This window comes from Pontixanthobacter sp., from assembly GCF_049682855.1.
Lineage (GTDB): Bacteria > Pseudomonadota > Alphaproteobacteria > Sphingomonadales > Sphingomonadaceae > Pontixanthobacter.
Window position 1 is genome coordinate 178,579 of sequence record NZ_JBAUIK010000008.1, and the last position, 19,629, is coordinate 198,207.

Sequence of the window (19,629 nt, forward strand, 5' to 3'; positions counted from 1 at the left end):
GAGTCTCGCAATGTCTGGACAGACTGCCTGCAGCATATCCGGTTGGCTGCACCTCGCAGCGGATAAACTCCGCCCATACACATAACAACGCCATTTGGCTTGCTCTTTTTGTGCAACTGCGAAGGGCCCCCGATCGATGGGGTATTTGGAGCGGGTAAGGGGAATCGAACCCCTCTAGCTAGCTTGGAAGGCTAGAGCATTACCACTATGCTATACCCGCCCGCTCTGTGAGTATGCGCGCTTGCCACTAACCATGCGGATTCGTCAATCTTTGGTTTGATCAGTAGCAAAAATAAGCTGCGCCGTTCCGCGGCCGGTCAACAGCCTGCCCTTATCTGTCAAAAGCAAAACTGGGTTGGTATCCGCCGCCGCAACCGTTTATCGGGAGCGGGCCGATACAATCCCCCATAGCTGGACAGATAATACGCCATGCGCCGCCTGACTCATCTGCAACGGTTAGAAGCCGAGAGCATTCACATAATGCGCGAGGTTGCTGCGGAGGCGACCAGGCCGGTCATGTTGTACTCCGTTGGCAAGGACAGCGCCGTCATGCTGCATCTTGCCAAAAAAGCTTTCTATCCCGCGCCGCCGCCATTTCCGTTGCTGCATGTTGACACGACCTGGAAGTTTCAGGACATGTATGAACTGCGCGAGAAATCAGCCATTGATGCGGGGATGGAGTTGCTTGTCTGGCAAAATCCCGAAGCGCAGGAACGCGGGATCAATCCGTTCGATCACGGGGCGATTCACACCGATATGTGGAAAACGCAAGGGTTGAAACAGGCGCTTGATCATTACGGCTTTGATGCTGCATTTGGCGGCGCACGCCGTGATGAGGAAAAAAGCCGCGCCAAGGAACGGATTTTCAGCTTCCGCAGCGCCAATCACGGCTGGGACCCCAAACAGCAACGGCCGGAATTGTGGAATCTTTACAACGCCAGAAAGGCCAAGGGGGAAAGCATCCGCATATTCCCGCTGAGCAATTGGACCGAGCTGGATATCTGGCAGTACATCATGGCGCAGACTATCGAAATCGTGCCGTTATATCTGGCCGCCCCGCGTCCGACATTCGAATATGAGGGCGGCCTGTTTATGGCCGATGATCTGGACCGGCTCGAACGGGTTATGGGCTATAAGCCGCACATTACCGAGCGGTCCGTCCGGTTCCGGACGCTGGGCTGTTTCCCGCTAACCGGCGCGGTAGAAAGCGAAGCGGCCACATTGGCCGACGTGGTTCAGGAAATGCTGCTCACCACCACCAGCGAACGCCAGGGCCGGGTTATCGATCACGATGAAGGCGGTGCCGGGATGGAGAAGAAGAAGCAAGAGGGCTATTTCTGATGGCCCAGACGCCTGGCGACAGCGCCTATAGAACCGACGCATTGATCGCGGGTGATATTGATGCCTATCTCGATCAGCATCAGAACAAATCGCTGCTGCGCTTTATCACCTGCGGCAGCGTTGATGATGGAAAAAGCACTCTGATCGGGCGCTTGCTATACGATTCTAAAATGATCTTTGATGATCAACTGGCCGCGCTGGAAAGCGACAGCAGGAAAATCGGTACGCAGGGGCAGGCGATTGATTTCGCGCTGCTTGTCGATGGGCTGGCCGCAGAACGCGAACAGGGCATCACGATTGATGTGGCCTACCGGTTTTTCGCGACGGACAAGCGCAAGTTCATTGTTGCCGATACGCCGGGGCACGAACAATATACCCGCAATATGGTGACCGGCGCATCCACCGCTGATTGCGCGATTATCCTGGTTGATGCGCGCAAGGGCGTGCTGGTGCAGACGCGGCGCCATTCCTATCTGGCGCATCTTTTGGGCATCAAACATTTGGTGCTGGCGGTAAACAAGATGGATCTGGTCGGTTATGACCAACGGGCTTTTGACGCGATTGTGGCCGACTATTCTGCGTTTGCAAAGAGCATCGGGATCGAAGGCTTTACCGCCATCCCGATCTCTGGTTTTAAGGGCGATAATATTACCGCCGCACCATCAGAAAACACCCCGTGGTTTACCGGGCCTGCATTGATCGAGCATCTCGAAACAATCGAGATTGCCAATGCCGCGGCCCAGCAGAAACCGTTTCGTATGCCCGTGCAATGGGTCAACCGGCCCAATCTCGACTTTCGCGGGTTCTGTGGCCTGATCGGCAGCGGCACGGTCGCCGTGGGCGATAATGTGCGCATCGTTCCCTCCGGCAAAACGAGTACGGTGAAAAGCATTGTGACATTCGATGGCGAGCTTACCGAAGCGGTGGCGGGCGAATCGGTCACTCTTATTCTCAATGATGAAGTGGATTGCAGTCGCGGCGATGTTATCGCTTCAACAGATGACCCGCCCCAGGCCTCCGATCAGTTCGAGGCAACCATCGTGTGGATGGATGAAGACGCGCTGAAACCAGGACGCGGTTACTGGCTCAAACTGGCCAGTCAGATGGTTTCCGCATCGGTGCAGGAACCGAAATACGAAATCAACGTCAACACGATGGAACAGCTGGCTGCCAAGACGCTCGCGCTGAATGCCATTGGCGTGGCGGAGCTTCGCACTGACCGGCCGATCACCTTTGAACCTTACGCCGATAACCGCTCGCTGGGCGGGTTTATCTTGATCGACAAGATCACCAATGCAACCGTAGGCGCAGGAATGCTGAATTTCAGCCTGCGCCGCGCATCAAATGTCCATTGGCAAGCCACCACGATCACGCGTGACAACCATGCCGATATCAAAAACCAGACACCGCGCGTGCTGTGGTTCACCGGGCTGTCCGGCTCGGGCAAGTCGACCATCGCCAATGCCGTGGAGCAGCGGTTGAACCTGATGAACCGGCACACATTCTTGCTGGACGGGGACAATGTCCGTCATGGGCTGAACCGGGATCTTGGCTTCACCGAAGCCGACCGGATCGAAAACATACGCCGCGTGGGCGAAGTCGCCAAATTGATGACCGATGCCGGTCTGATCGTGCTGACGGCCTTTATCAGCCCCTTCCGTGCGGAACGCGATATGGTAAGGGGCATGATGGATGTGTGCGAATTTATCGAGATTTTCGTCGATACTCCGCTCGAGATTGCTGAAAAGCGTGATGTGAAAGGGCTGTATAAGAAGGCGCGTAGCGGAGAGCTGAAGAACTTCACCGGCATCGACAGTCCATATGAAGCGCCGACCGCGCCGGAAATCCGTGTCAATACGGTGGAGATGACAGTCGATGAAGCCGCCGACTATGTCATTAGCCAGATCATGCCGCTTAAGTGACCGGTGGGGACTGCAATGAACGCTGACATCAGCAGCCTGAACGACAGTGAGCTGGCAAGGCATCTCGCCAGGACTGCGGGAGATATCCTGCTGACGGTGCGTGACAGCGGCGCCCTTTCTGGCAAGGCGTTGGGTCAAGCGGGTGATCAGACGGCAAACCAGTTCCTGATGCATGCGCTGCGCGCATTGCGGCCAGATGATGGTTTGCTGTCAGAGGAAAGCAAAGATACCGCGGACCGTCTTTCTGTATCACGCGTGTGGATCATCGACCCGGTAGATGGCACACGCGAATATGGCGAAAAACGCTCCGACTGGGCGGTCCATGTGGGTCTGGCCATTGATGGTGCCGCACATACAGGGGCCGTCGCGCTTCCGGGATATGATGGCGGCACAGTGCTGTATAGCGCACAGTGCACAGCAGCGTCCGCGCATTCAGGGCCGCCCAGATTGGTGGTCAGCCGCACACGCCCCGCGAAGGAGGCTGTCGCCGTGGCCGAGGCGCTTGGCGGCGAACTGGTTCCAATGGGGTCAGCCGGGGCCAAGGCGATGGCGGTCGTACGCGGGGAGGCGGAGATTTATCTTCATTCTGGCGGACAATATGAATGGGACAGCTGCGCACCGGTGGCAGTCGCCAGGGCGCATGGTCTGCATTGCAGCCGGATAGACGGGTCACCCTTATTATATAATCAGCGCGATACCTATCTACCCGACCTGTTGATCTGCCGCCCGGAACTGGCTGGGCAGGTGCTGGCTCTGGTCAGTGCTTTAGAGAGCTAGCTCTCACCCGACGCAACCTGTTCAACCAGGCTGGTTGGCGCGCCCTGATCGCTGGATTGCGCGGTGGCATCCTCGGGGATCGAAACCATCACTTCAACCCGGCGATTGGCAGCGCGGGCTGCCTCGTCCGGCTCGCCATTGGGCAAGGCGTTCGGTTTGACCGGGTTCTGTTCCCCAAATGCGATCGTCCGGATGCGGCTTTGCGCGACACCTTTCTCCATCAGCCAGTCTGCCACCGCATCGGCCCGCCCTTGGGAAGCGCGCAGGTTGGCGGTATCGCTCCCGGCGGCATCGGTGTGGCCGCGCAGAGTTATCACGCCGCCCGCCGCCAGCTCCTCCGATGATATCAGCCTGTCCAGCACCTCCCGCGCATCGCCGCTCAGTGCATCGCCGCCATCGGCGAAAGGAACGGTCAATTCGAGCGGTTCCAGAACGGCTTCGGGTACGGGCAGGTCAATATCGGCATCGGCACGGACAATCGAGATCGGTTCTGGCGCATCCGCGGCGCGCGTTTGGGGTTCTGTGTCCTGTGCGGGTTTGCAGGCTGCCACGGTCAGAACGGTAACGGCCAGCGTGCTCATACGCATGATCATAGGCAATGTCCTCATCATGGTGTTTGGGGTTTTGGTGCAAGGCTTGGTTGTGTCTTGCTTGGCGAATCGGTTTGCGCCATTTCGGTTTTTGGCGGCGAGAAGGTGACAATCGTGTCGCCAGATCGCGGTTCTGGCCGGGCCGCATGGGTGAAAAAGCGCATCGTGCCGCTCGCACGGATCAGCAACAGCATATGCGCGTCGGCCGGCATTTTGGCCTGCGCATCTTCAAATGAGAACTCGTCCGACAAGGTGGTCTTACGAAATATCCATCCGTTTTGCTGTCGCTCACCCACATCAGCGACACCGAAGCCCGATTCAAACAAGGCCCGGCCGCGCAGCGATGGCGGGATTGCCTTCTTGTCATCCTCATGCGCCGATGCACCCAATTGATAGACAGAATCGCGACCGATTTCGTGAGCAAATTCATTGCAGACGAGCGCATTATACGCTTCATTATCGGTCACTGCGACCAGACTCTGATACGGCGCAAGATCAAGATTATGCTCGGTTGCTTCGTTCAGAATTTCGCCATGATAGAATGGCAGACCTTTCTTGCGCGCCGGGGCAAGGCGTTGCCAGCTTGAATCGACCACCATGACCGGCGTTTTCAGCGAATGCATGTGCTCGGCCAGCTGGATGCTCCACGGCGTGCTGCCGACAATCAGCAGGCCAGGGCGCGTATCGCCTTTGATCTTGAGCCAGCGTGCCACCAGATCGACGGTAAAGCCGTGTGCCATAATTGTGGCGACAACCACTGCAAAGCTCAACCCGATAAGGATACTTCCATCAGCATAGCCAAGCTCGGTCAAACGCAGCGCAAACAGACCGGAGATCGCCACCAGCACGATCCCGCGCGGGGCGATCCATGCCAGAAACAGGCGCTCGTTCCAGGGCACCGTGCTGAATGCCAGACTAAGCAGGATTGTTGCCGGGCGAACAAAAAACAGCAGCGCAAACAGAAAGGCGACAATATACCAGTTGAGCGGTTTCAATTCGGCAATATCAAGCGACGCGGACAGCAGAATGAATATGCCCGATACCAAGATCACGGCGATGTTCTGCTTGAACGGATGAATGCTGCGCAGGCTGGAGACGTTCATGTTGGCCAGCGCGATACCCATTACGGTAACCGCGACGAGGCCCGCTTCGTGCTCGATCTGGTTGCTGAGTACAAACACCGCGATGACCGTTGCAAGAAGGACCGGAACTTTGAGATATTCCGGCACGGCTCCGCGCGGAAATGCCCATGCAATCGCGCGCGCCGCAGCATAACCGATCAGACCCGCAATGATGGCACCGATAATCATCGGCGGAACGACCTGCATCAATGTGGCATCGGGTATCTCCGTCAATTTGCGGAAATATTCAAATGCTATCACAGCGCATAATGCGCCTATGGGATCGTTGACGATCGCTTCCCATTTCAAAATCGCAGCCGGACGCGGCTGAACGGAAGACTGGCGCAGCAAAGGCATGACCACCGTCGGTCCGGTAACCACCAGAATTCCCCCGAACAGGACGGCAACCGGCCAATCCAGCAGAGCGATATGGTGAGCGGACATCGCGCCCAGAAACCATCCGATCGGAACACCCAGAATGACCAGCCGCAAAACCCCGTCACCGGCATGGCGTAATTCTTTATAGTTCAGGCTGAGGCCGCCTTCGAACAGGATCAGGGCAACGCCGATGGCAACCATCGGCTCTAACAGATCACCAAAGGCATGTTCGGGATCAAACAGGCTCGAGCCAAACGCAAACTCTGCGCCGGGGCCGGCCAGAAAGCCGGCAGCCAGCATCAGGACAATGGCCGGCCAGCCGGTACGCCAGGCGAGCCATTGGGCCCCGATACCCAGCACCCCGACGAGTGCGATGACGAGTGCTTGCTCTTGCATTGAATGCGGCTTGCCGCGCCCTCCTGTGTATAGTGCCGTGCCTATCGGTCTGGGATGTGTTGGATTTGAAAGGCAGCCTGAGTGGCTGTAGAACTAATCTCCGGAAAAGGCCATGAGCGCGGTCACGGCCACATTGGCAGCATGCAAACGCGCCGTCCCGCCCAAATCTGGCAAATCGATCACAAATATAGCATCCTCGACCCGCGCACCCGCGCGCCGCAGCAGAGAAATCGCGGCCTCCGCAGTGCCCCCGGTGGCGATAAGATCATCGACAATTACAACACGCTGTCCAGTTTTAACACATAGCGGGTCGAGCTCGAGCCGGTCAGCTGCATATTCCAGCGCATATTCAACACTGATTGTTTCCACCGGCAATTTACCCGGTTTGCGCAATGGAATGAACGGAAGCCGGAGCTGGGCCGCGACCGCGGCACCAAAGATGAAGCCGCGCGCTTCCATTCCGGCAATAGCCTGCGCCCCCTGCGCTGCGGCATGCCGTGCCAAATGATCGATTGTCGCAGCCAGCCCTTCGCCATCAGCGATCAGTGTCGTGATATCGCGGAACTGTATTCCCGGTTTGGGAAAATCCGGCACCGTACGAATGAGCGACCTCAGATCATCAGGGGTGATTGCGGCCATCATAGTACGGCGCGTTGTTCTTCACCGGGATAAATACGCGCATGCCTGTAATGGGAACGGCAGATGAAGATCAGCCCTTTTTCTTGGGTTTTACTGCCGCCCAGATTTGCTGTTTGGACAGATACGCCAAAATGGTCGCAAAGATCAGAAAGCCCAAAACAGGGAGGCCCGATTGCTTGCGCTCAACCAGTTTGGGTTCCGCAGTCCAAGTCAGGAAGGCAGCGACATCCTGAGACATTTGCTGGACAGTCGCTTTGGTGCCGTCCGCGTAGCTTACCTGGTCCTCGATCGCAATCGGCGGTGCCATAGCGATATTGAGGTTGGGAAAATACTGGTTGAAATACAAACCTGGCGGCGTTTCAAAATCAGGATATTTTTCCTTTAATTCCCCAGGAATCGGGCCGTAGCCAGACAAAAGCGAGTGAATGTAATTCGTGCCATCAGCACGTGCCTTCGCCATCAAGGACAGATCCGGCGGGATCGCGTTATTGTTGGCCGCAGCGGCCGCCACATTGTTGGGATAGACCAGCGGGAAGTTATCGGTTGGCGAGCCAGGGCGGAGAATGTCTTCGCCGGTATTGGGATCGATGCCGGGCACCTGCCACTCAGCAGCCAGCGCCTTCACTTCATCTTCTGTGTAACCCAGAGCAGCCAGATCGCGGAAGGCAACAAATTTCAGCGAGTGACAGGCCGCGCACACTTCCTTGTACACTTGATAGCCGCGCTGCAGCTGAGCCAGATCCCACGTTCCCAATGTGCCATCATGCGCAAAGTCGGCCTTTTCAGGTTTCTTGTAGAATTCATACTCCGCCGCGCCCTGCTTTTCCTCGGTGGCGAAATTGTAAGCGCCAATGACGAAAGAAAAAAGGACGACGACTGCGAAGCCGAGACCGACGAGGATACCACCAATACGGATCATGATTAATACTCTCTCTTATCCTCAGGCTTTGACTGCGCCGGCAGGCATTTTCGCATCATCATCCGAACCCAGAACCGCTTCGGTGATTGAGTATGGCAGCGGCACTGGCTTCTCGATCGACGATATTATCGGCAAGATGACCAGGAAATGCAGGAAGTAATAGGCTGTGAAGACCTGGCTGAGCATCACATAGGGCTCTTCCGCCGGCGCGCCTCCAAGATAGAACAGCATCGCCATTGTCGGGATCAGACCGAACCAGAAAAATTTGCGGAACAGCGGGCGGTAATGACCCGACCGAACCGGTGATTTGTCCAGCCAGGGAAGGAAGAACCAGACCAGAATGGACGAGAACATGGCGATAACACCCCACAGTTTTGCAGAGAGGATGAAATCAACCGTGAAAGCGCGCAAAATTGCGTAGAACGGGAAGAAATACCATTCCGGCAGAATGTGCGCCGGTGTCGCAAGCGGGTTCGCTTCGATATAGTTGTCCGGATGGCCAAGCAGGTTCGGTGATAGAAACACCACGCCCATAAAGAAGATCAGCACCACGCCGAGCCCGAACCCATCCTTTGCCGTATAGTAAGGATGAAACGGAAGCGTATCGCTTTCTTTCTTCACCTCGACACCGGTAGGGTTCGAGGAGCCGGGGATATGCAACGCCCAAACGTGAAGAATAACTACACCCAGGATCACAAATGGCAGCAGGAAGTGCAGACTAAAGAACCGGTTTAGCGCGGCATTATCGGGGGAGAAACCACCCACCAGCCATACTTGCAACGGCTCACCCACCAGCGGGATGGCACCGAACAGTCCGGTAATGACTTTCGCGCCCCAGAAGCTCATCTGGCCCCACGGCAGCACATACCCCATGAATGCGGTCGCCATCATCAGCAGGAAGATCGTTACGCCAAGCAACCAGATCATTTCACGGGGCGCTTTGTAAGAACTGTAGAAAAGCCCGCGGAAAATATGGACATACACCACGATGAAGAAGAAATGCGCCCCGTTCATATGGGCATAGCGCAGCAGCCAACCCCAGTTTACGTCGCGCATGATGTGCTCAACCTGATCGAATGCAACGCCCGCATTCGCAGCGTAATGCATCGCCAGAACGACACCCGTTACAATCTGTGTAACCAGAAAAAATCCGGCGAGCACACCGAAATTCCAGAAATAGCTCAGATTGCGCGGAACCGGATAACCGGCACCCACTGCATTATAGACGAGGCGCGGCAATGGCAGCCGCTCGTCGAGAAATTTTGTGAAGCCGTTTGCCGGCTCATATTGGCGTGCCCAGGGAAAACTCATATCGCTTCTCTTCTCACTTACCCAACAGTTACGACGGTGTCGGAATCAAATGCATAATCCGGTACGACCAGATTGGTTGGCGCAGGACCCTTGCGGATGCGCCCAGCAGTATCGTAATGCGATCCGTGGCAGGGGCAGAAATATCCGCCAAACTCGCCTTTCACCTCACCCTCGGCCGCGCCTTGCGGTACGCAGCCCAGATGCGTGCATACACCCATCGTGATCAGCATATCCCGGTGGCCTGCCTGCGTCCGGTCATCAAGCGATTGCGGATCGCGGAGACTGCCAACATCAACAGCATTGGCGTCAGAAATTTCCGCTTCGGTGAGGCGGCGGACAAACAGCGGTTGCTTGCGGAATATCGCCTTTACCGTCTGGCCCGGTTCAATCGCGGAAACATCAATTTCGGTGCTGCTTTCTGCAAGCACATCAGCCGAGGGAGCCATCTGGCTGACCAGCGGGAGAACTGCAAATACACCGCCGACACCGGCTGTGCCCAATGCCGCAATATGAATAAAGTCACGCCGACGTACACCGTCTTCAGCTTCTGTTTCAGCCATTATAGCCTGCCTTGCCTGCAATCTGTCCCGTTAAACATGCGGTACAGCTATTATACATTACCGATCTTTTGACCGCGAAAGGGGGAACGCCGGCTGCCCGTATTATCGCCCCTGTAGCGGCATGCACCAGGTACACAAACGCACCCGGTATTTACCGGCTGCGCCCAGCCTCTAGACCGGTTGGACGCCAGTGCCAACCGCCTTTTTGGCACCAGCCATTCCATTTCATGCAACGCGCGGCGGCAGCGCGAAACCGCCATACCCCTAACCGGGCAAGGCAATATAGCTAAATTGCCGCCCATCGTTTTTGACCTGAGCATGCATGGCTCGGCGGTAGGAATGAAACAGGCCGGACTGCGCATAGGTATCGCACGCCAAATCATCGACCTGCCCGACCCCCGCCACTGTCAACTGCTCTGCGACAAAACCGGGCAAGTCAAAATGCCAGTGATCTTTCGCACCCGGCACGAAAAATGGCGATGCGGCATTGCCAAACCGGTCCCGAAAGGCGGCATCCACTTCATAATTGGCCTGCGCAATACATGGCCCGATAGCCGCGATGATCGCGCTGCGCCGCGCACCTGACTGCTCCATTGCTGAAACGGTGTTCTCCACCACACCGCCAACCGCCCCGCGCCATCCGGCATGAGCCGCACCGATCACACCGGCATCGATATCCGCCAGCAAAACCGGCGCGCAATCGGCAGTGGCAATGGCCAGTGGCAATCCGCGCTGCGTGGTCACCATCGCGTCTGCCGCCGGTGCGGCGCCGCTCTGCCACGGCCCCCGTACCACAATCACATCGGCAGAATGCACCTGACGCAGGGTCACGAAAGGTGCAGCGACAAGACCGGTAAAATCGGCCAGCCCTGCACGGGTCGAGAAACCGTGCGGAACCGCAGCCAGCAATGCCGAGTGCAGCGCGCCCATCCCGATCAGCGCTCTAGCGAGCGCGATACCTGCTCAAACGTATCGCGTGAGAGAGTTTGCACCGCTGCAATTTTGGCCAGTTGTTCGCGCATCAGGGCCGAGCGCGCTGGTTCAATGCGCTTCCACCGGCCAAGCGGCGTCACAAATCGTGCCGCTGTTTGCGGGTTAATCGGGTCAAGTGCGATGATCAGATCGGCAATGATCTGGTACCCTTCACCATCGGCCGCATGAAACGCATGGGGATTGGCGGCAAACGCCATGTAAAGAGACCGCACACGGTTGGGATTGCGCAAAGTGAAATCCTGGTGATCCGCCAGTGCCTTCACATGGTCGATTGCACGCGGGTGCAAAGACGATGCCTGAAGCGCAAACCATTTGTCGATCACTAGCGCGTTGTCTGCATAGCGGCGATGGAAATCAATGAGCGCGTTGGTCCGCGCGGCGCTGTTCAGGCCGGTCAGCACCATCAGGGCGCCCTGCCTGTCAGTCATGTTATCGGCGGCATGATATTGCGCCGCTGCCATGTCCGCGCCGCGCTGAGGATTGCCTGCCGCACAAAAGACAAGAGCCTGCGTTTTGGCTTTGCGAGCCCCGCGCGCAGCTTGCTCCAACCCGAATGGCATCTGGGCAGTGCGTTCGTGCAAAGCGGTTAACTGCGCTTCATATTGCCTGCCAAGCCACGCTTTGAGCGCCTCACGTTCTGAATGGATAACCGATGGATCGGATACCGGCTGTTGTTCCGCCAGATAGGTGATGCCGGGCAGCATCATCAACTCGCCCCGCATCGAATCATCAAGCTGGGTATCGGCAACAATCGCGGCAAACGCATTGCCGATTGCCCGGCGCGCCGTCTCACGATCCGCATCGTTCAATCTGCCCGATGAGGCGGCCGTCAGATGCCGCACCACCAAATCCTGCATCGCTTCATAGCGGGCGAAGGAATCATCGTCCTTCGCGGCGAGGAAGACCAGGTCCTCATCAGCAATATCGCGCGTGATGGTGACCGGCGCAGAGAAACCGCGATTGACCGATAGCACCGGTTTGTCCGCAAATCCGGCAAAAGTGAAACTCTGCTGCGCGGCATCACAGACCAGCAGCTGCTCACCATTATGTGTGCCGCTGGCCCGGTCAAACAGAGCGATCTTGAGCGGGACGGGCATGGGCAGTTTGTCTTTCTGTCCCGGTGTGTCCGGCACGGTTTGGCTGATCTTCAGCGTGACAGCGTCCCCTGAATGCTCCGCCGCGATGCTTATCTGCGGAGTGCCGGCCTGCGCATACCACAGGCGGAACTGCGTGAGATCAAGACCCGCGCCATCTTCCATCGCGGCGATGAAATCTTCGCATGTGGCGGCTTCCCCATCATGGCGATCAAAATACAGATCGGTCCCGCTGCGGAACGCTTCTGCCCCGCATTCGAACCGGGCAAGTGTCTGCATCATGCGGATCACTTCTGCGCCTTTATTATATATCGTCGCAGTGTAGAAATTGGAGATTTCGCGGAAACTGTCGGGCCGGATCGGGTGCGCAAGCGGGCCGGAATCTTCAGGGAATTGTACGCCGCGCAAAATTCTTACATCTTCGATCCGTTTGACCGCTTCGCCCTGCATATCCTGGCTGAACATCTGATCGCGCAGCACTGTGAAACCTTCTTTCAGGCTCAGCTGGAACCAGTCGCGGCAGGTGACCCGGTTGCCCGACCAGTTGTGAAAATATTCATGCGCGATAACGCCTTCCACACCGTCAAAATCGCTATCGGTGGCCGTATCGGCATCCGCCAGCACATATTTGGTGTTGAAGACATTCAGGCCCTTATTCTCCATCGCGCCCATGTTGAAATCGCTTACCGCGACGATATTGAAGACATCCAGATCATATTCACGGCCAAAAGTTTGCTCGTCCCACTCCATCGATTTGATGAGCGAGCGCATCGCATGATCGGTGCGGCGCAAATCGCCGCCATCATTCTGGGCGCGCACATAAATCGCCAACTCAACAACTCGGCCGGACATCGTGGTGAAACTGTCTGTGTTGGCGACCAGATCGCCCGCCACCAGAGCGAAAAGATAGGACGGCTTGGGCCAGGGATCATGCCACTGTGCCCAGTGCGTACCATCACCATTATCACCGGCATCCACTTTATTGCCATTTGACAGCAGCACCGGAAATGCATCCTTGGCGCCGGTCATAGTCACGGTGTAGATCGACAGCACATCGGGCCGGTCGGGGAAGAACGTGATCCGGCGGAAGCCTTCCGCTTCGCATTGAGTGCACAGCATGCCGCCCGATCCATACAGCCCCATCAATTGCGTATTGGCCGACGGGTTGACCTCGGTCACAATCTCCAGCGTATGCGGAGCGGCACTGAGCGGCACCAGCAGATCCCCGCCATCGATTGTCCAATCGCTGACCGGCGTTCCGTCCACGGTGACCGAAACCGCCTTCAGTCCATCCCCGTTCAGGCGGATGGTGGATGAAATATCCGCCGCCGGATTGGGGGCGATCGACAGGGTTGCGGTAATCCGCGTGGTGTCCAGCCCCAGCGCGAATGCCAGCTGTGTTTCCGGCACCAGCCAGGCAAACGGCGTATAATCCTCCCGCCGGATGACCGGTGGTTGGTGCGGGGTCGGGGCAGCGTCTGCCATTTCGGGATTGGTTGCAATGTCCATGATAGGGTATCTAGGTGTTTGTGGGCCCGCGTCCAGTAGGAACACTGCGAAGCGCCGGTCCTCGCCGCGGCCCCAGAACGCATCGCGCCCGGCCGATTGCACCCTGCACATGTCACCGGCATTGACAAACAGCCGCGCAAACCGGCAGCAGCACGGGCTGTTGAGGAGGAACCCCGTCAATGATTGAGATTCTCGCCAGTGCGGCGCCTGTTTTTGATGTTGAGGCCGCCACACGTGCCTATCTTGATACGCTGCAAGGCGCCGCGCGCGCAAGCTCGGATGCGTATTTTGAAGGCGGTTACTGGTTGATCCTGTTTGGCACTATGGCCGCAGTGCTGGTCGATTGGCTGATCCTGGATTTTGGCCTCGCCAACCGGTTCCGCGCTCTGGGCGAGCGGGTCTTCAGCCGGCCCTTTGCGGTCACCTGGCTGACAGCTGTGCTCTATAGTCTGACGGGGTGGGTACTTGGCCTTCCCTGGGCGATCTATACCGGCTTTTTCCGCGAGAAAGAGTATGATCTGCTCGACCAGAACTTTGGCGAGTGGTTTGGCGAGGTGATAATGTCGTTCGGCATATCGCTGCTGATTGTGCCGATCTTATTCGCGGTCATCTATATGGTCATACGCAAATTTCCGCGCCATTGGTGGGCGCTGGGAACGGGCGTTATCGGCGTATTTCTGGTCATCGGTATAATGGTCGCACCGGTATTCATCGCGCCCTTGTTCAATAGCTATACTGAGATGGAAGATGGCCCGCTGCGCGACCGGATTGTAGCGATGGCCGCTGCCTATGATGTGCCTGCGGATAATATCTATGTGTTTGACCAGTCGAAGCAGAACAAACGCATTTCAGCCAATGTGTCGGGCCTGGGCCCGACCATCCGTATTTCGCTCAATGACAATCTGCTTGAGCGCACCAGCGAGGAAGAAATCGTGGCTGTGATGGGGCATGAGCTGGGCCATTACAAATTGAATCACGGCCTTTGGCGTGTCCTCTATATGCTGGCGATCATCGGCATCGGATTGTTCGTGGTCAGCCGCATGTCGCCGTGGCTGATAAGCAAATATGGGGAGCGATGGGGCGTGCGCGATGTCGGTGATCCGGCTTCGCTGCCAGTGCTCGGCATTGTGCTATCGGTGTATTTCATGCTCGCAACACCGGCTTTCAACACGATCACCCGGGTGCAGGAAAACGAGGCTGACGCGTTTGGATTGGAAGCCGCTAGGGAGCCTGACGGGTTCGCACGCGCCGCCATGCGCCTGAGCGAATATCGCAAGATTGAAGCAGGGCCGGTCGAGGAATTTCTGTTCTATACGCACCCATCGGGGGAAAACCGCGTGAGGCGGTCAATGCAGTGGAAAGCCGATAATGTGCCCGATCCTGTTATGATCGTACCGGAAGACGGCTATTTAGACCCGCAATGAGCCATATGTTGATTTTCGGGCTGGGCTATACCGCGGCCAGATTAGCGGAAGCGGTGCGGGCGATGGGGTGGACGGTCGATGCCACCGGTAGCGCGGGCAATATCGCATTTACTGACAAAGGCGCTGTCCATGCTGCGCTTGCCAAGGCTACACATGTGGTATCCTCTGTGCCGCCCTCCGGTGGCAGCGATCCGGTGCTGGACAGATACGGTGACGCGCTCGGCGCGCAATGGCTCGGCTATCTGTCCTCCACTGGCGTGTATGGTGATGCGGAGGGTGCATGGGTCGATGAAAGCGCACCCACCGGCGGCGGGCGGCGTCAAGACCGCGCCGCGTGCGACGCACGGTGGCTGGAAGCGGGCGCGCGTGTATTTCGTCTTCCGGGAATATACGGGCCGGGCCGCAGCGCATTTGACCGAGTGAAAAGCGGCAAGGCAAACCGGATCGACTTGCCCGGCCAGGTCTTCAGCCGCATTCATGTTGATGATATCGTCGCCGGGATTATTGCAGGATTTGACGGACCGGAAGGCGCATATAATCTGGCCGACGATCTGCCATGCCCGCAAAATACCGTGATCGAGGAAGTCAGCCGGCTGCTTGGCAAAGCGCCGCCGCCATTGCAGACGCTGGAGGACGCCAATCTGTCGCCAATGGCGCTGGGATTTTATTCGGAGAACCGCCGCGTTGCCAATGGCAAAGCCAAGCGGGTTTTAGGCTGGCAACCTGCCTATCGTGATTACCGCGCAGGATTACGCGCCTTGCTGTGAATGGGCGTCAACTTTTGCGGGCTCTTAGTGCAAGAACCATTCCCGACAGGGCCAGCACCCCGCCGCCAGCCGCCAGCCATGACCACTGATATCCCTCGACAAAGGTGGAGATGAGCATGGCCACAATAATCACCATTACCGAATTATAGGCCGCGCGGCCCGCGCCGATAGTGCGCACAATAGTGTAGTAAAGCGGGAAAGTGACCACAGATCCGGCCAGCCCCAGCCAGGCGGCCCCGGCCCAATAGTCCCACCGATCCGGAAAGACCGGCGGCCCCGCAGTGATCCACGCCAGACCAAAATCGATGATCGTGCCATACAGCATCGACCATGCCAGCAGACTGACCATCGGCAGAGCGCGGCCGGTTTCATTCGCCTGTACCACATTGGCTATGGATGCGGCCAGAATACCGCCAATCGCGAGCAACACACCCAGCCCCACATTTCCGCCCAGCGGAGACAGCCGCGCTTCGTGCAGCAGAAGCAGAGCGATACCGGCAATCGCCACGCTGCTTCCGGCAAGAAAGCGCGCCGTCACGGGCTGCTTCAGGATCAATCGCCCAAACAGAACATTGGGCACCATCAACAGGCCAAACATGACCGCGACAACCCCCGATGTAAGATGCAATTCCGCGCGGTAGACAAAATTGAAATTGAGGCAGAACTGGGTAAGGCCGATGAACACAGCCAGCCCGTGGCCCGCTCTACCGATTGCCAGACTGCGCCCCATTGCCAGCGCCACGACAAACATCGCCGGTGTGGCCAGCGCGAAACGGTAGGTGATTGACCAGCTTGCCGGCACATCGCTGATCTGGCCAGTGATCACATACCATGTGCTGCCCCAAATCAGTGCGACCAGCAGAAACGGCAACGCTATCGCTGGCCGCAGCAATGTATGCGGATTGTCTTCTGAAAGCTGCGCGCTCATAGGCTGGCGATGGCTTTGGACAGGGCCACAGCGTGCTCTTGCGGAGTGTTCCATGCGGTGACCAGCCGCGCGGCATCAGCGCCCCAATCGTAGAACCGGAAGCCTTGCATCCGCAGAGCCTCACGCTCTGCTGCGCTGCACCGCAGAAATATTTCGTTGGCTTCCACCGGATGCATCAGCCGGGCGTTGGCGACCGAAGCGATTTCAGCAGCGGCGGCGTTGGCCGCGCGGGCATTGTCCAGCCATACATCGCCGTCCAGCATCGCAAGCAATTGTGCTGCCAGATAACGTCCCTTGCTTTGCAGATGGCCTGCCCGCTTGCGGCGGTAGCGCGCGACATCGGCCAGCTGCGTGTCAAAAAACACGATGGCTTCTGCGCCGAGCCCGCCATTTTTGACAAAGCCGAAACTGAGCGCATCCACTGGTCCCGCCGCATCGGCGGCATGGCCGCCCAGAAATGCACACGCATTGGCGAAACGGGCACCGTCCATTTGCAGCCCCAGACCGCGTTCCTTCGCGAGCTTGGCCAGCGCCGCAATTTCATCCGGGCGATAAACGCAGCCATACTCGCTCGCCTGCGTGATCGAAATCGCGTGCGGTTGGACCTGATGCACATCATCGCGAATGGGGTCGATCGCATTGCGCACAGCATCAGGCGTGAGTTTTGCGCTCTCGCCGTCGGCCAGCATCAGCTTTGCACCGTGGAGATAGAATCCCGGCGCGCCGCCTTCATCCATTTCAATATGCGCTTCGCGGTGGCATATCACGCCGCCATGCGGGGGCACCATGCTGGCCAATGCAAGACAATTCGCCGCAGTGCCGGTTGCCACCCACAAAACGGTGCATTCGCGGCCAAACAACGCACCAAAGCGTGCATCCAACTGCTGCGACACGGCATCACCGTCATAGGGCGCATCGGGTGCATCAGCAGCGCGCATGGCGTTCCACACGGCGGGATGCACCGATGCGGCATTGTCGGACATAAAGAGCATGGGCGTAGTCATCGCGGAACGCCCTGACGCAGTGCCGCGTTACTTGCAAGAAGGAGAGTACATATGGCAATCGAAGGTATTACGATAACCCGCCGCGCCGACGATGATGATGATGGTTCCGGCGAATATCATGCACATATCGACGGCACGAAAGCGATAGGCCGTCTGACATGGGTCCGGCGCGGTGATGCCCGGGCGGCAGAACATACTCTGGTGCCGCGCGAGATCGGCGGGCGCGGCGTGGCGGCCCAGCTGGTTGATGCTATGGTCGCCGATGCCCGCGAACAGGGCTTCAAAATCGTGCCCGAATGTTCCTATGTCGCCAGGAAATTTGCACAGAACCCCCAATGGAGTGATGTAAAGGCGTGACCCTTTACCCGGCGGCTTAGCCAGTTAATTCCGAAAAGTCGGTGCCAGAAATGCTGTCCAGAATGGCGCGGCGCAATTCTCTGGCGCGTTCCACCGGTAACCCTTCCAAAGCCAGCGTTCCGCCGGCCAGTCCCAGATGTAGGGTGGCATAGCCGCGCCGCCTGGCAATGGGGCCGCGCGCGATCTCGACCGATTGCAATTTGACCCGCGAGGCGACATCAAGATGCGGTGCAAGCCAGCCTTGCCTGGCAAACACATAAGCTGCATCGAGCGCATTGAAATCATACCGCCACAAAAACACCTCCCGCAGCGACAATACTATCCCGGCAGCCACAATGATTGCGGCGTAAAACGGCGAGGCAAACGCGCTGAAGAACAGTCCAGCTGCAACACCGCCGGCGATGATGAGCATAACTGCCAGATCGATAAGCGCGCTATCGATCCGGTAATTGCGGCTGCCGCGATACCACCGCGCGCCCGCTTGCGGCCTGATTGCAAAACCGGCTGTGCGAGCGATTGGTTCGATTTCAGACAGTTTTGCAAATGGCGCTACATCATGGCTCGATCCGCCACTATCCTGTGCCAGACTGACAAATTTCAATGCATGCCAGCCGAACCGGCGGCGGATAAAACCGGTACTGGTATTGATCGCCTGTACACGGTGGATCGGCATCACTACGTCAGTCTTGGTCAATAATCCGCGTCGGCGGCGAAACCCCTTGGCGGTGCGCTCCAGCACAAATCCCCAATCCCGCAGGACCGTACGCACCAATCCTGTCACCGACCCGATGATAAACAATGTCACGAGCCCCGCACCCGCTGCGATAAATTGCACCGCCGGGCCCCATGCTGACACTGCATTTCCCGTGTCAGCGACGTTCTCTTCCCAGAATTTGATGTCGAAAAGCTGGATGGAGGCAAATGTCTCAACATATTGAAACAGGCCTGCCAGCACTGCAAATACGGCCAGCGAAAATTCAAACAGGCCAAAGGTCAACAGGCGTTTCTGGTCCATCGTGAACAGAACGTCGGGCGCGTCTTCGTGTCTTGCCGGAACATCGCCGCTTTCACGAGTATCCGCAGCCTCTGCCTCTGCCCCATCCTTGCGCGCGCGGACGAGCTCGCGTAGAGTCTCACCCTGGTCTTCCGACAGATAGCGCAGGGCAATTTCTTCATCGCCGCCTGCACCGGTTTCAAATTTTACCTGCACCAGGCCGAGCAGCCGCGGCAGCAGGGTCTGTTCCAAACTCACATCCTGAATCCGCTCAAACGGGACCGAGCGCGCAGTGCGCGAGAGTATTCCGCTATCCACGCGAATATCTGTCTCGCCAATCTGGTAGGTAAACCGCCGCCACCCGAGATAGGCCAATCCGGCACTGACCAGAGCGACGATCGTTCCGATGCCCAGAGCGGCCAGCAGTGCCCATGATTTCTCGCGCATGGAAAAATACGCTGCGACCATCGGGAACAGCGCATTCTGCAATCCGGCAATGCCTGCCACAACGAAGCTGAGCGGATGTTTGCGCAATGGCTCCCCGCTGCGCTGCGGCGGCACAGATGACATCGTGGATGCCATATCGGCCTCGCTCACGGCCACGG

Annotated in this window: 17 protein-coding genes and 1 tRNA gene; 6 read left to right on the forward strand and 12 right to left on the reverse strand. The window is 57.8% G+C overall.

Annotated features, from left to right (window positions below; all coding sequences use genetic code 11):
• Window positions 1-146 precede the first annotated feature (146 nt).
• Window positions 147-220 (reverse strand) — tRNA-Gly (locus tag WA922_RS04655).
• Window positions 221-429: 209 nt separating this feature from the next.
• Between WA922_RS04655 and cysD the strand changes: the two genes are divergently transcribed.
• From cysD to WA922_RS04670, 3 genes are read left to right on the forward strand one after another with little or no spacing between them, the layout of a single operon-like run.
• Window positions 430-1,341: a sulfate adenylyltransferase subunit CysD gene (gene cysD / locus WA922_RS04660; protein WP_424770511.1), complete on the forward strand. Its 912-nt coding sequence runs from the start codon at window positions 430-432 to the stop codon at window positions 1,339-1,341.
• Window positions 1,341-3,263, forward strand: coding sequence for a sulfate adenylyltransferase subunit CysN (cysN, locus tag WA922_RS04665; protein ID WP_424770512.1), 1,923 nt, complete (start codon window positions 1,341-1,343; stop codon window positions 3,261-3,263). Before cysD ends, cysN begins: the two co-directional genes overlap by 1 nt.
• Window positions 3,264-3,278: 15 nt before the next feature.
• A complete protein-coding gene (locus WA922_RS04670; RefSeq protein WP_424770513.1) occupies window positions 3,279-4,040 on the forward strand; it encodes a 3'(2'),5'-bisphosphate nucleotidase CysQ in 762 nt (253 codons plus the stop codon).
• Here the strand turns inward: WA922_RS04670 and WA922_RS04675 are convergent.
• From WA922_RS04675 to pepN, 8 genes are all read right to left on the reverse strand, one after another.
• Window positions 4,037-4,633, reverse strand: a complete 597-nt coding sequence (locus WA922_RS04675; RefSeq protein ID WP_424770514.1) for an OmpA family protein — start codon at window positions 4,631-4,633, stop codon at window positions 4,037-4,039. The two genes, WA922_RS04670 and WA922_RS04675, sit on opposite strands and share 4 nt — an antisense overlap.
• A 14-nt stretch (window positions 4,634-4,647) precedes the next feature.
• The gene (locus tag WA922_RS04680) at window positions 4,648-6,525 is read right to left on the reverse strand and encodes a cation:proton antiporter (RefSeq protein WP_424770515.1); all 1,878 of its coding nucleotides are present in this window, start codon (window positions 6,523-6,525) and stop codon (window positions 4,648-4,650) included.
• A gap of 93 nt (window positions 6,526-6,618) precedes the next feature.
• Window positions 6,619-7,155, reverse strand: a complete 537-nt coding sequence (locus tag WA922_RS04685; RefSeq protein ID WP_424770714.1) for an adenine phosphoribosyltransferase — start codon at window positions 7,153-7,155, stop codon at window positions 6,619-6,621.
• Window positions 7,156-7,234: 79 nt separating this feature from the next.
• Entirely contained in the window at window positions 7,235-8,083 is an 849-nt protein-coding gene (locus WA922_RS04690) for a cytochrome c1 (protein WP_424770516.1), read from the reverse strand.
• Between the two features lie 21 nt (window positions 8,084-8,104).
• Window positions 8,105-9,394 (reverse strand): cytochrome b, encoded by a 1,290-nt coding sequence (locus WA922_RS04695; RefSeq protein WP_424770517.1) that lies wholly within the window; start codon window positions 9,392-9,394, stop codon window positions 8,105-8,107.
• Window positions 9,395-9,411: 17 nt separating this feature from the next.
• Window positions 9,412-9,954: a ubiquinol-cytochrome c reductase iron-sulfur subunit gene (gene petA / locus WA922_RS04700; RefSeq protein WP_424770518.1), complete on the reverse strand. Its 543-nt coding sequence runs from the start codon at window positions 9,952-9,954 to the stop codon at window positions 9,412-9,414.
• A 264-nt stretch (window positions 9,955-10,218) separates the two neighbouring features.
• Complete coding sequence (gene pgeF, locus WA922_RS04705) at window positions 10,219-10,884, reverse strand: peptidoglycan editing factor PgeF (RefSeq protein ID WP_424770519.1); 666 nt, start codon at window positions 10,882-10,884, stop codon at window positions 10,219-10,221.
• Window positions 10,885-10,889: 5 nt separating this feature from the next.
• On the reverse strand, window positions 10,890-13,550 hold the full coding sequence (pepN, locus tag WA922_RS04710; RefSeq protein ID WP_424770520.1) for an aminopeptidase N: 2,661 nt from the start codon (window positions 13,548-13,550) through the stop codon (window positions 10,890-10,892).
• Between the two features lie 179 nt (window positions 13,551-13,729).
• Between pepN and WA922_RS04715 the strand changes: the two genes are divergently transcribed.
• Both WA922_RS04715 and WA922_RS04720 read left to right on the forward strand, forming a co-directional pair.
• Entirely contained in the window at window positions 13,730-14,974 is a 1,245-nt protein-coding gene (locus tag WA922_RS04715; RefSeq protein WP_424770521.1) for a M48 family metallopeptidase, read from the forward strand.
• A complete protein-coding gene (locus WA922_RS04720; protein WP_424770522.1) occupies window positions 14,971-15,741 on the forward strand; it encodes an SDR family NAD(P)-dependent oxidoreductase in 771 nt (256 codons plus the stop codon). The genes WA922_RS04715 and WA922_RS04720 overlap by 4 nt, the downstream gene beginning before the upstream one ends.
• A 7-nt stretch (window positions 15,742-15,748) precedes the next feature.
• Here WA922_RS04720 and WA922_RS04725 read toward each other — a convergent pair whose 3' ends face one another.
• Both WA922_RS04725 and WA922_RS04730 read right to left on the reverse strand, forming a co-directional pair.
• Window positions 15,749-16,669 (reverse strand): DMT family transporter, encoded by a 921-nt coding sequence (locus WA922_RS04725; protein ID WP_424770523.1) that lies wholly within the window; start codon window positions 16,667-16,669, stop codon window positions 15,749-15,751.
• Window positions 16,666-17,661, reverse strand: a complete 996-nt coding sequence (locus WA922_RS04730; protein ID WP_424770715.1) for a threonine aldolase family protein — start codon at window positions 17,659-17,661, stop codon at window positions 16,666-16,668. The genes WA922_RS04725 and WA922_RS04730 overlap by 4 nt, the downstream gene beginning before the upstream one ends.
• 63 nt (window positions 17,662-17,724) lie before the next feature.
• On the opposite strand from WA922_RS04730, the gene WA922_RS04735 reads away from it, so the two are divergent.
• Window positions 17,725-18,030, forward strand: coding sequence for a GNAT family N-acetyltransferase (locus tag WA922_RS04735; protein ID WP_424770524.1), 306 nt, complete (start codon window positions 17,725-17,727; stop codon window positions 18,028-18,030).
• 16 nt (window positions 18,031-18,046) lie between these two features.
• Here the strand turns inward: WA922_RS04735 and WA922_RS04740 are convergent, their stop codons facing one another.
• Window positions 18,047-19,627, reverse strand: coding sequence for a PH domain-containing protein (locus tag WA922_RS04740; protein WP_424770525.1), 1,581 nt, complete (start codon window positions 19,625-19,627; stop codon window positions 18,047-18,049).
• Window positions 19,628-19,629: the final 2 nt, after the last annotated feature.